General features: G+C 71.3%; 10 protein-coding genes. 3 read left to right on the forward strand and 7 right to left on the reverse strand.

What is annotated here, in order from left to right; all coding sequences use genetic code 11:
- Nucleotides 1-10: 10 nt before the first annotated feature.
- From Scani_RS17270 to Scani_RS17280, 3 genes are all read right to left on the reverse strand, one after another.
- Nucleotides 11-286, reverse strand: coding sequence for a hypothetical protein (locus Scani_RS17270; protein WP_159476779.1), 276 nt, complete (start codon nt 284-286; stop codon nt 11-13).
- A gap of 544 nt (nt 287-830) precedes the next feature.
- On the reverse strand, nt 831-1586 hold the full coding sequence (locus Scani_RS17275; protein WP_246295946.1) for an AAA family ATPase: 756 nt from the start codon (nt 1584-1586) through the stop codon (nt 831-833).
- A 297-nt stretch (nt 1587-1883) separates the two neighbouring features.
- On the reverse strand, nt 1884-2975 hold the full coding sequence (locus Scani_RS17280) for an AI-2E family transporter (protein WP_174872812.1): 1092 nt from the start codon (nt 2973-2975) through the stop codon (nt 1884-1886).
- A gap of 535 nt (nt 2976-3510) precedes the next feature.
- On the opposite strand from Scani_RS17280, the gene Scani_RS17285 reads away from it, so the two are divergent.
- Nucleotides 3511-3870 (forward strand): YciI family protein, encoded by a 360-nt coding sequence (locus tag Scani_RS17285; RefSeq protein ID WP_159476788.1) that lies wholly within the window; start codon nt 3511-3513, stop codon nt 3868-3870.
- An 8-nt stretch (nt 3871-3878) separates the two neighbouring features.
- Nucleotides 3879-5105, forward strand: a complete 1227-nt coding sequence (locus Scani_RS17290; protein ID WP_159476791.1) for an RNA polymerase sigma factor — start codon at nt 3879-3881, stop codon at nt 5103-5105.
- Between the two features lie 9 nt (nt 5106-5114).
- Here the strand turns inward: Scani_RS17290 and Scani_RS17295 are convergent, their stop codons facing one another.
- From Scani_RS17295 to Scani_RS17305, 3 genes are all read right to left on the reverse strand, one after another.
- On the reverse strand, nt 5115-5810 hold the full coding sequence (locus tag Scani_RS17295) for a hypothetical protein (RefSeq protein ID WP_159476794.1): 696 nt from the start codon (nt 5808-5810) through the stop codon (nt 5115-5117).
- A gap of 514 nt (nt 5811-6324) precedes the next feature.
- On the reverse strand, nt 6325-8304 hold the full coding sequence (locus Scani_RS17300) for an ATP-binding SpoIIE family protein phosphatase (protein ID WP_246295949.1): 1980 nt from the start codon (nt 8302-8304) through the stop codon (nt 6325-6327).
- Nucleotides 8305-8352: 48 nt separating this feature from the next.
- Nucleotides 8353-9054, reverse strand: coding sequence for a class I SAM-dependent DNA methyltransferase (locus Scani_RS17305; protein WP_159476797.1), 702 nt, complete (start codon nt 9052-9054; stop codon nt 8353-8355).
- Between the two features lie 444 nt (nt 9055-9498).
- On the opposite strand from Scani_RS17305, the gene Scani_RS17310 reads away from it, so the two are divergent.
- The gene (locus tag Scani_RS17310) at nt 9499-10704 is read left to right on the forward strand and encodes a cytochrome P450 family protein (protein WP_159476800.1); all 1206 of its coding nucleotides are present in this window, start codon (nt 9499-9501) and stop codon (nt 10702-10704) included.
- Between the two features lie 153 nt (nt 10705-10857).
- Here the strand turns inward: Scani_RS17310 and Scani_RS17315 are convergent, their stop codons facing one another.
- Nucleotides 10858-12555, reverse strand: coding sequence for an ABC transporter family substrate-binding protein (locus Scani_RS17315; protein ID WP_159476803.1), 1698 nt, complete (start codon nt 12553-12555; stop codon nt 10858-10860).
- Nucleotides 12556-12625 lie beyond the last annotated feature (70 nt).

The following is a 12625-nucleotide window of genomic DNA, read 5'->3' on the forward strand; positions in this document are numbered from 1 at the left end:
AGAACGGCGCTCACTTGCCCGGCGTCTCCGCCAGCCGGAAGGGGCCCGCGGCGCCGGGGCCGAACATCACCGGCAGGTTGCGCCCCAGCGGCACCACCACGACCGGCTCTTCGCGGTACTCCCTGAGGAAGTTCTCCAGGGGCTCCCAGATGAGGCTCCGGTACCCCGACTCGCTTCGCTGGGGCTCGAAGGAGAGGGTCAGCGCAGAGTCCATTACGGTGACGCTCACGGCGTCCACTTCCAGCCACTCTCCACCGATCCAGGCTTCGAGCCTCACGTATGACATGGGGTAAGGGTGCCTTGCACCTCACGCCGCCCGCAAACCAGCCCCACGCAATGCCTCCGCAACGCGTGCCCGGCCGACGGCCGCTCGGTCCGGAAAGAACCTCATTTGCGGGAGTCGGTCCGCACGAGGTCTGCGGACGCCGGCCCGCGCGAGCCGGACGGGTCTCCCTGGACGGGACTTGCCGGACGGGACTCGCCGAGCGGAACTTGCCGGACCATGGGCGGCAGACCGTACGCACCAACCGGCACCGGCCGAAACCGGACTCGGGGCCGTCCGCCATACCGGCCCTGGCACCGCGCTCTGCCGTCCCACGCCGACGCCAGCCCTCAGGCCCGCGTCCCCGCAGGCCGGAGGGCTGGGCGTCCCAGGTTCTCCCCCGTCCCCGGCATGGCTGGACGTGCCGCCGTACGGATCCGGACTCTGATGGCACAAGCGGGGTGCGCACGGCGTAGGGCAGCCCGGTCCGTCATGGAGAGGGAACGTGGTCATGGGAAAACATGCGTCGAAGAGGCGTCAGGGAACGAAAGGGCCGTGCCGCCGAGGCTCAAGCAGGCTCGTCCGAAGGGTCCGTATGCGCCTGGGGCGACCGAGACCGGGGCGGCGCGGGGACGAACTCCACCGCCGCCACGTGCTCTCGTGAACTGCGGTCCAGCAGGACCACCGATATCGCCTCCCGCACCGGGTCGGCGGCCGGGGTCGCCGGTGGTGCGGACTGCTTCTGTTCCGGGAGCCTGACGCCCTGCGCGGATGAAGTGTCGGCTTCGTCGCCGGCGACCCGTAGGGCACGCGGCTGCGCCGTGCCGGGTCCGGACAGGGCTCCGAGCAAACGGTCGAGGCCTCGGCGATGTCGGACGAAGGCGCGTCGCGGGGCCAAGCGGCCGCGCGCCTTCTGGCCCGACAGCGCCTCGGCCACGCCGACGTCCAACAGCACCAGGTGCAGTTCGCGTCCCTGGCGTCCGGCGCTTCTGGCCAGCCACCGGCGCATCCACGGGCGGCCACCGCAGTCGTGGACCAGCACCGGCTCGCCGTCGCGCACCGCCGTACGCAACCACCGGAAGTACCGCCACCGCGCCCACGGGCGGTACACCGCGTACGGCAACCAGGACGGCATCACCGCCTCGCAGGCGACATGGACGACTCGCGGATCGACCACGGACGCTGCCTCGGACCAGCGCCGCAGCAGAGTGCTCTTACCGCTCCCCGGCAGGCCGGAGACCACGACCACCGCCCCCGCGGGATACGACAGCAGAGCCGGCACGTCTCCCGGGCCCCGCAGGTCCACCAGCCCGTGCGGCCGCAACGCCCCTCCCTCGTGTCCCTCGTGCGGAACAACAGACTCCTCCGCTGCCCCCGGCCAGACCGAATTACCCACTACCCGTCCTTTGACCTCACTGAATTCCCCGCACAGCCGCGACGAGCGATCCTCACACAGTGCACAAGGCATGCAAAGCCGGGACGGTTGGTACCAGTTGCCACCGGCGCTCGTAGCGGCGCGCCCGCCCGGGTACTGCCGGTCTGCCCGGGTACGACCGCGGACTGCCGTCGCCGGGAAGGGGCTCGGGAAGGGCGCCGCTCAGCACCCCGGCTGCGTCGAGGTCTAGGGGGTGTCGTTCGGGTCTGCGCGCAGAACGCCGTACACGGACCAGACCACGGAGACCAGCGGTACGGCGACGACCGCCCCGGGCACCCCCGCCGTGACGCTGCCGCAGATGACCGAGAGCGCCACCACCACCGGATGCAGTTGGACGGCCCGGCTCATCACGAGGGGGTGCAGCACATGGCCCTCGATCTGTCCGATGACCACGATCAGCAGCACGACGACCGCGGCCACCAGTGGCCCCTTCGCTGCCAGTGCCACCACGGCGGCCACGGCCAGTGCCACGGGCGAACCCACCAGCGGGATGAAGGCGGCGAAGAACTCCAGCACGGCCAGGGGCACGGCGAGGGGCACCCTCAGGACGAAGAGCATCACCCCCACCAGCACCGCGTTGGTGGCGGCCACCACCACGATCCCGCGGGTGTAGCCGGTGAAGGTGATCCACGCGGCACGCCCCGCGAGACGTACGGGATGGCGCCCGCGCCCCGGCAGCTGACCGCCGAACCACTCCCACATCCGGTCGCCCGAATGCAGGAAGAAGACCGAACAGAACAGCGCCAGCACGCCCACCGTCAGGACTTCCACCACTCGGCCCACGCCGCTGAGCGCCGTGCTGATCAGACTCGCGCGATGGCTCGACACGAACCGCGACACCCGGTCCTGCAGATCCGAAAGCGTCCCCGGACGCACGCGGAACGGCGGTCCTTCGAGCCACCGCTCGATCCTGGAAACACCCCCGACGAACTCCCGGCGCAGCCCTTCCCACTCACCGGCGACATTCGCCCCGATCAGACTCAGGACACCGAAGAGCAGCAGGATGCCTAGCAGCAGGCCGACCGTGACCGCCACGGACCGCGGCATCCAGCGGTTCAGCAGACGGACCGACGGCTCCAGAAGGGCCGTCAGCACCAGGGCCAGAAAGACCGCCAGCGTCACCAGGTGGAACCGCCCCAGCGCCGCGAAGATCGCGTAGACGGCCGCACCGACGACGATCAGGCGCCACCCGTATGCGGCCGCCACCCGCAGCGACCGGGAAACCTCGGCGGCCACCCCCGGACCGCGATCCGGCCTGTCCCCCACCGACCCGCGCATGCCCATGGCCCGCGCCCCTCGGGCCGGGCGCTGCGCACTGTTCCTGCGCTGCCGCGCCTTGACCCCGTGGGCGGCGGGGGAAGGCCCGCGCTCCCTGCCGGATCGGTTCCGCACCTGGCCGCCACCACCTCCCACCCCTCCCGTGCCCGGGGCCGGAAGAGGGACGCCTGCCGCGCGAGGGACGGGACCCCGGCCTCCGCGCATACCCCAACGAGGTATCACCTCGATGGCGCCTTCGAACGTGTGCGGGCCCGCATTCCCCCAAAGGCACGCGGCAGCGGACGGGCAGCGGACCGGCGGGCCGCACGGACACCGACGAGCCGGCATCACGGATGCCCGGTGAGCCCCCGCTCCGGTGCTCCGGCCGAGGGCTCACGCTGGGAGGGGAGGCCCCTTCCGCTCCCCGCCGTCGGAGCGGGCGCAGAAAAATCTTCCGGCCGGTCGTGGCCCGGTGTCGATCCGGGACGAGGTCATTCGTATAGAGGGTGAGACGCCGGCACGGCGTCGGCGCACCGCTCGGCCAAGGAGGCACACCATGACGCACTACCTGCTCAGCATCTACCAGCCCGACGGGGACGGGACCCCGCCGCCGCCGGAGTTCCTGGAGCCGATCATGCGGGATGTGGAGGCCCTGCAGGCCGAGCTCAGAGCGGCCGGCGCCTGGGTGTTCTCCGGGGGCCTGCATGCGGCGAGCACGGCCACCGTGGTGCGCCAGAAGGACGACGAGACGCTGACGACCGACGGGCCCTACATCGAGGGCAAGGAGCACCTCGGTGGCTTCACCGTCATCGAGGCCCCGGACCTCGACGCCGCGCTCGCATGGGGCCGCAAGCTCGCCCGCGCCACCACGCTCCCCATCGAGGTCAGGCCATTTCAGCACGGGTCCTGCGGGTGACCTTCCGCATGCCGAAGGCGACCGCATCCGACATCTCCGGTGTGTTCCGCGAGGAGTACGGCCGTGCGGTCGCCGTCCTGGTCCGCGTCTTCGGTGACATCGACGTCGCCGAGGAGGCGGTCCAGGACGCGTTCACCACGGCGGCCGAGCGCTGGCCGTCCACCGGGCTGCCCCCGAGCCCGGCGGGCTGGATCATCACCACCGCCCGCAACCGGGCGATCGACCGCCTCCGCCGGGAGGCCTCCCGCGAGGACCGGCAGGCCCGCGCCGCACTGCTGCACGCCGGGGACGCACCGGCCGAGGAGGGACCCGTGCGCGACGACCGGCTACGCCTGATCTTCACCTGCTGCCACCCCGCGCTCGCCCCCGCCGCCCGGGTCGCCCTCACCCTCCGGCTCCTCGGCGGGCTCACCACCGCGGAGATCGCCCGCGCCTTCCTGGTCGCCGAGCCGACCATGGCGCAGCGGATCGTCCGGGCCAAGGGCAAGATCCGCGACGCCCGGATCCCGTATCGGATCCCCACCGACGCCGACCTTCCCGACCGCCTCCGGGCCGTACTGGCCGTCGTCTATCTCGTCTTCAACGAGGGCTATACGGCCAGCTCGGGCGAGGCGCTGGTCCGCGACGACCTCTGCGGGGAGGCGATCCGCCTCGGCCGGCTGCTCGCCGAGCTGATGCCCGACGAACCCGAGGCCGTCGGGCTGCTCGCCCTCATGCTGCTGACCGCATCGCGCCGCGACGCCCGTACCGGCCCGGACGGCGACCTCGTACTGCTCGCCGACCAGGACCGCCGTCGCTGGGACCACCGTCTCATCGCCGAAGGCCATGCCCTCGTCCGGCAGTGCCTGCGACGCGACCAGCCGGGCCCGTACCAGATCCAGGCGGCGATCCAGGCCGTCCACAGCGACGCGCCGACCGCGGCCGACACCGACTGGCGGCAGATCCTCCAGCTGTACGACCAGTTGCTCGCCCTCGACCCGAGCCCCGTCGTGGCCCTCAACCGTGCGGTCGCGGTGGCCGAGGTCGAGGGGCCGCAGGAGGCACTGGCCCTCGTCGACGGCCTCCGGCTCGACCGCTATCACGTCTTCCACGCCGTCCGTGCCGACCTGCTCCGCCGCCTGGGCCGCACCACCGAGGCGGCCCTGGCGTACGAGAAGGCGAGCGCCCGCACCGAGAACGCGGCCGAGCGCCACTTCCTGGAGCGCAGACGGCGTTCTCTGCCCCCGGAGGGGTGAGACCGGCCGCTACGCCGATGCCGCGGTGAGTGACGGGAGCGAGGTGGGCGGTACGGGGGTGGTGGCATCCAGGATCTGGCATGCGTCCGCATCGTGGGCGAGAACCGCGGTGAGGGCTTCGTCCGCCTGACCGTGCGACTGGGTGTCCGGCAGCACGGTGATCGACAGATGGCGCAGGAGCTCGGTATGTGCGGCCAGGACCTGACGGGTGCGAGTATCGCCGTGGTCGGTGAGCAGGAGGCGGGCCGCGGTGTTGGCGGCGCGCAGTCGGGGCTGGTGGATGCGGCGGTGGGAGCGGGGAAGGGCCCGCCAGGCGGTGTTGGCCACGGTCACCAGGCGCCAGATCTCGTTGTCGGCCGGTTCGGTGTCGTAGAAGCGCAGGCCGTAGCGGCTCACCAGCCAGTAGGAGCCCGCCAGGATCAGGGCCGCTGCGGTGTCGAAGGCCAGCCAGAATTCCAGCAGTTGGGGCTGCCCGCAGGCCGCTCGTACCGCCAGGGCGGCTCCGGCGCCGCCGGCTCCGAACAGCAGCGCCGCGGCCAGCAGCAGGAGGAGGGCGGCCGGGAGGGCGCCGATCCCGTTGTCGCTGTCCAGGCGCGCCATGCCCTTCCAATGGGGCGCCAGATAGCGGGCGTAGCGGGCCGGTTTGGGGGCGGGCTCGATCAGGGCGATGCGTCCGGCCCAGCTGACGCTCTTCGGCCTGTTCATATGCTTGGTACCGGAGACAGGGCTGCTACAGGGAATCATGTGAGCGACAACGAGCCGTGAGGGAAAACGCGACAGGCGGGGCCGAGGTTTAGTCGGCAGATTCCTCCCACCGGCCGGGCGCGCGACGCATCGGACGGAATGCGCCGGTGGAACACCTGGCCGATCATCCGACGCATGGTCACCGGAATGCGTGCTCCCGCGGGGCCCGTGTGGCCGACCGGGCGGCCCGTTCGTTCCCGCTTGTACGGGCTGTTGCTCCGGTACGAGCTGGGGTGACCGTCGGGGGCGCGTCCGCTCGCGCGACCGCGGCCGGGGCGGGGTCCCCGGCCGGACGGGGGGCCGGCCGGGGACTACAGAGCGTGTGCCCTGCTCACCCTCACCGAAACGCGGGGCCCGGCTGAAGTTCGCGCCCGTGCAGGCGGGTTGGTACGGAGCAAGCAGGGCGGTGCAGCACAGGCGGGTGGGCGCAATGGCGGCAGCCGGAGGTCCCGCGTGGGTGAACCGCGGCCGGGAGTTACGGCGCGTCCCGTTCCTCCGGGCGGTGTTCCTCGGGGATCGGCTGCTCGAACCACACGACCTTGCCCGTGCTCAGCCGGGTCGCTCCCCAGCGCTGGGCGAGCCGGTCGACCAGGAACAGGCCGCGTCCGCCCTCGTCACCCGCCTGGGCACGCCGCATCCGGGGCACCTGCGGCGAATCGTCGCCCACCTCGCAGCGGAGCACATCGGTGCGCATCAGCCGCAGGGCGATCGGCCGGGAGGCATAGCGCACCGCGTTGGTCACCACCTCGCTGACCAGGAGCTCGGTCGTGTCGAGCATCGGGTCCAGGCCCCAGCGGTGCAGTGCCCTGCGGGTCAGCTGCCGGGCCCGGCCGGCGGTCTGCGGTTCGGGGTTGAGGTACCAGTACGCGACGTTGCGCGGCGGGAAGCCGTCGAACCGGGCGGCGAGCAGCGCGACATCGTCGTCCCGGGTGCCCTGGTCGAGGATCGTCAGCACCGCGTCGCAGAGCATTTCCAGCGGCGGGGAGGCGACCACGGAGGCGGCCGCTTGCAGGCGGGTGCGCAGCAGCTCCACTCCGGTCCGGACATCCCTGCTCCGGGACTCGACGAGGCCGTCGGTGTACAGGAGCAGGGTCGCTCCCGTGGGGGCGGGCATCTCCACGGATTCGAAGGGGACACCGCCCACGCCGATCGGCGCGCCGGGCGGGATCTGCAGCAGTTCGCCCACCCCGTCGGGGTGCAGGAGTACCGGGGGCGGATGGCCCGCGTCTGCCACCAGGAGCCGCTGCGATATCGGGTCGTAGACGGCGTAGAGGCAGGTCGCCATGTGGTCGCTGCCGAGGCGCTGGGCCTGCTCGTCGAGGTGATGGAGGACCTCTTCCGGCGGCAGGTCGAGCCCGGCGAGGGTCTGCACGGTGGTGCGCAGCTGGCCCATGATCGCGGCGGAGGTCATCGAATGGCCCATGACGTCGCCGACGACCAGCGCGACACGGTTGCCGGGCAGCGGGATCGCGTCGTACCAGTCGCCGCCCACCTGGGAGGTCTCGGCGGCGGGCAGGTACCGGCTCGCCAGTCGGACACCTGTGGTCTCGGGGAGGGAGGAGGGCAGCATCGTGAGCTGGAGGGCGTCGGCGAGTGAGGCTTCCTGCCCGTCGAGGATCACTTTGTCGACACCGAAGGCGGTGTGGGTGGCGAGCTGGGAGGCGACGAGGAGGTCGTCCTCGGTGAAGGCGAGCCGGTCGGCGCCGCGCAGGAGGGCGACGGTGCCGATGAGGTGGTGGCGTCCGTACATCGGAGCGATGATCAGCCGTCGGCCCGGGGACGGTGTCGTCGGCATGCTCGCCACCGGCTCCAGCAGCTCGCCCACCGCGGGCGCGATCTCCGGGGCGTCACCGAACACGGGACGCCCGGCCAGCAGAAGCTCGGCGAAGCGGCCGGTGGCCGTCAGCTGCACGAAGCCGGCGGCGCCCGGAGGCGCGGCGGTGACCGACTCCTCCGGCCCCTGCGCAATGCTGTGCAGCCGCAGGGAAAGCGGGCCGTCCGGTGGGCTGTCCCCGGTCGGCAGGGGGTCACGCAGGTGCACGAGGATCGCGTCGGCGAACGTGGGGATCACCGCACGGCACAGCTCCCGGAGCGTGGCGTCCAGGTCGATTCCCCGGGCGATCCGCCGCGTCGCGGCCTCGAGGTACCGCAGCCGGTCGGTCGGGGTCCCGGGGGCACGCTCCGCCTCGTCCCGTGCCCCCTCCGCGGGGCGCTCCACGGCCGGATCCCGGCAGGCGGAGCCGCGGTCCGGCGGGGGCAGGTCCTCCGCGGGCAGGTCCTCCGGGGGCGCGCCGACGCTGTCGGAGCGGCCGCTTCCGGGGGACGGCGGCCGGGACGGCGGGGTGGCGCCGGTGTCCACGGGTGCGGCGCCCATCGCCAGGTCCCGGGGAGCGGAGCCGCCCCCGGCCCCGGCGGGGAGCCTGCCGGGTCCTTGGTCGGGAGTGCGGTGCTCCATGACTCGTCTCGTCCGTCCGGTGGGTGCCAGGGTCCGTGCGGGGCGGTCTCAGCCGGGTCGCGAGCAGTTGAGGAACAGCTGTTCCTCGGGCGGCACGTCCGAGATCGCGGGGGCGTAGGTGTACGAGGACTCCTCGACGACCTCGAAGTCCGCCTCCTCGATGACCTGGCGCAGGTCGTCGCGCAGGTAACCGGACACCCGGATGGTGTTGCCGAGGAAGGGGATCGTGAAGTAGTCCACGTCGGCCTCCACCATCGAGAGGGTGAACAGGCCACCGGGGACCAGCAGGTCGTGGATCATCCCCAGCGCGCCGGGGATCTCCACACGCGGCAGCATCAGCAGGGAGAAGAAGGACACGACCGCATCGAAACGCCCCAGGTCATGGGGGCCGTCGGGCCCCAGGTCGGCGATGTCCAGCCGGTGGAACGTTGCACAGGGCACATACTCCCGGGCGAGTTCCACCATCCGACGCGACAGATCCACGCCGACGACCTCGAACCCCGCGTCCACGAGCTGGCGGGCGGTCGGCAGGCCGGTGCCGCAGCCCAGGTCCAGCACACGGGATCCGGCGGGCAGCGTCCTGATCAGCCACTCGGCGGCGGCGAGCTGCCCCTTCTTGTACGGGAACGCCTCGTCATAGCGGTCGCCGATCGCGTCGAACGCCTCGGCCTGCCCCTCGCGGTCGGGCCGTATGCCCTCGGGGCCGGGTTCCTCGTCCTCGTAACCGGTCTCCGGAAATCCTTCGCTCACGAATTACGCCTCTTTACGTGCGTCTATTCGATTACTTCCATCATGCACCCCTCGTGTCCGCCGCCGCGCCTCGCGCGCGGCGTCCGCCGGGGCCCTCGGGCGGAACGCTCACCACGGCCGACGGCGACCCCTCGCTCGGCAGATCCCCCGGCGCGGGGAGAGCGGACCGGCGGGGCCGCCCCCACCAGCATCAACACCGACCACGCGGCAGCCGGCCACGACGCCCTCCCGGGACCTCAGCAGCCCGGAACCCGCCTTGGGGGACGCCCCTCGGCGTGCGGCGGCCGACGTCCCGCCGGAGCACTCCCGGCCGGGCACCGCACTCCAACGCCCCCTCGGGCGTGCCCAGTTGCTTACCGGCCGACGGTTTGCGGAGCCACCGCCACGGATAGTTCCCCCGTACCCGGCCGTACCGAGGCACAGGTCACGGGGACAGGAGGCCAGATGGCAACGGAACCGGTGGGGACCCTCGATCTGGCCGCATGGGGGGAGGATTTCGTCCGCCATCCGCACGAGGTGTACGCGCGACTGCGCGAACGAGGTCCCGTGCACCGCGTACGGCTCCCGGAGGGCACGGTCGTCTGGCTGGTCGTCGGCTACGAAGAGGTGCGTGCGGCCCTCGGCGACCCCCGCCTGTCGAAGGAGTGGCGGCACGCCTCGCCCGCGCAGACGCTGCAGCCGGTGTCCATCGGGGTGTCGATGCTCCGCTCCAATGCGCCGCAGCACACCCGTATCCGCGGACTGGTCGCCCGTGCCTTCACCGCGCGCCGGGTGGCCTCCCTCGCGCCGCGCATCCAGGAGATGACCGACGAACTGCTCGCGGCGATGCTCGCCGCCCCGGAAGGCCGCGGCGACCTCGTCGAAGGGCTGTCCTTCCCGCTCCCGGTCACGGTCATCTGCGAGCTCTTGGGCGTGCCCTTCCTCGAGCGGGAGACCTTCCGCACCTGGACCGACATCTTGATGGTCGGTGCCCCGACGCCGGAGACCGGGGAAGCGCTGACGGCCATGGCCGGCTATCTCGACGCCCTGGTGAAGACGAAGCGCACCCGTCCCGGCGACGATCTGCTGACCGACCTGATCGCGGTGAGCGACGAGGACGGCGACCGGCTCAGCCAGGAGGAACTCCTGGGGATGGCCCAGTTGTTGCTGATCGCCGGCTATGAAACCACCGCCAACCTCATCTCCAACGGTGTCCTGGCGCTGCTGACCCACCCGGATCAACTCGCCGCGCTGCGCGCCGATCTGTCCCTGATCGACGGCGCGGTCGAGGAGATGCTGCGCTACGACGGGCCACTGGAGACGTCCACGTTCCGTTTCACCGTCGAGCCGACCGAGATCGCGGGCACGGTGATCCCCGGCGGCGGGGAGGTGGTGCTCCCGGTGATCGCCGACTCGGGACGCGACCCCCTCCGGTTCGACGACCCCGGGCGCTTCGACATCACCCGCGACGCCAGGGGCCATGTGGCCTTCGGCCACGGCATCCACTTCTGCCTCGGTGCCCCGCTCGCCCGCCTGGAGGCACGGATCGCCGTGCGCACCCTCCTGGAGCGCTGCCCGAAACTGGAACTGGACGCCCACCCGGCGGACCTCTCCTGGCGGTTGGGCGCCCTGCTGCGTGGTCCGCGGAGTCTTCCTGTCCGGTGGTCGTGAAGGACGGGCCCGGCCTCGGCCGCGCCGACTGCATCGCGGCCGAGGCGGCCGGTCAACTCCCCTACGCACGAACGCCGGTGGCCGCACCCGATCGTTCGGGTACGGCCACCGGCGTCGGTGAGTCCGCCGCTCGGCGGACCGCTTCTCGGCGGACTACTTGGTGAAGCCGATGTTCTCGTAGACCACGTCGGTCATGCCGAGGGCGCCCATGTTGGCGAGGTTCTTCTTGATCGCCGCGATATCGGGACGCTGGTAGAGCGGCAGGACTCCGGCGAGCTGCCACGCCTCGGCGTCGGCCTGGTTGGTCTGCTTGAGCGCGCCGGCCGGGTCGGCGGCGTTGGAGCTGGCGGCGTTGAGGAGGTCGTCCAGCTTCTTGCTGCCGACGTGGGCGTCGTTGTTGCCGCCCTTGGCGCTGTAGACGTTGGTGGAGCCGCTGGCGGGGAACGGCGTGCCGAGCAGGGTGTAGGGCGTGACGTCGAAGTCGCCCGGGGTGATGTACTTGTCGAAGAAGTCGTTCGACGGCACGGCCTGGACCTGCAGCTTGACGCCGACCTGCTGGTACATCTGGGTCAGCATCGACCCTTCATTGGTGGCCGCGGGCGTGCTGGACGGGATGATGAACCGCAGCGACAGCTCCTTGCCGTCCTTCTTACGGGTCTTGCCGCTGAGCTTCCAGCCGGCCTCGTCGAGGAGCTTGCCGGCTTCCTTCGGGTCGTACTTACCGAGCTTGCCCGAGTTGTCCTGGTACCCCTTCTGATTGGCGATCAGGAGGTGGTTGTCCATGGTGGAGGGCTTCCAGCCGAGGCCCTTGAGGTCCGACTTGGCGATCGTCGCGCGGTCGGTGGCCATGAAGAGCGCCTGGCGGACCTTCGGGTCCTTCAGCTTGGCGCTCCCGGCGTTGAAGGTGAGCTGGCGGTAGTTGGGGCCGCCCGCTTCCCGGATCTCGCCGGCCGACACCTTGGAGGCCTGCTTGTAGGCGGAGGCGTCGCCGCCGACGTCGAAGTAGTCGACCTCGCCGTTGGCGAAGGCGCCGGGCATGGAGCCGGTGTCCATCGCGTGGAAGGTGATCTTGTCCAGCTTGGGCTTGTCCCCCCACCACTTCGGATCGGCCACGACCGTCACGGTCTTGGCGGACTTGTCGATGTTGCCGACCTTGAAGGCGTTGCCGGTGACCGGGATCTTGTTGACGTAGGCGGTGTTGAAGGCCTTCGGGTCGGAGACGTACTTCGCCGGGTACATCGGCTGGTTGGCCGACGCGTTGAACATGCCCTTCCAGTCCGCGAACGGCTTGGCGAAGGTCATGACGGCCTCGTAGTCGTCCTTGCCCTTCTTGACGTCCTCCACCTGGTCGAACCCGACGGTGGAACCCACCTTGTAGGCCTTGTCGTGACCGTCCAGGGCCTGCGTGTTGGCCGCGATGTCCTTCCAGGTGATCGGCGTGCCGTCGGACCACTTGGCCTTGGGGTTCAGGTGCCAGGTGACGACCTGCTTGCCCTTGACCGTCGCGGACGAGGCGTCCAGCAGGTACGCCTTGTTGGGGTGCTGCACACCGTGCGTGTCCGAGTGCCACAGGCTCGGCATGAGGGACTTCATCACCTCGGTCGGGCCGGCCTGCAGGCCGTCGATCTCCGCGATGTTCCACTGGGTGGCAAAGGTGGTGATGGCCCAGTTCATGGTCCCGCCCTGCTTGAGCTTCGCAGGGTCCGTCGCCTTGATGTTGAGGGCAGTGGTGCCCTCCGGCGCCTTCTGCTGCGCGTCGTCGTCGCTGTCCGAGCCGCCGCAGGCGGTCAGTGCCAGCGAGGACACGGCGAGGGTCGCGACGAGGGCGACGGGATAGCGGGAGACCTTCACGGATGCCTCTTCCTGAGCTGTCGGAAACGTACGGGCTACGGATGTGCGGGTGCGGAGCGGACGGGTGCGC

It is taken from the genome of Streptomyces caniferus (assembly GCF_009811555.1).
GTDB classification, from domain to species: domain Bacteria; phylum Actinomycetota; class Actinomycetes; order Streptomycetales; family Streptomycetaceae; genus Streptomyces; species Streptomyces caniferus.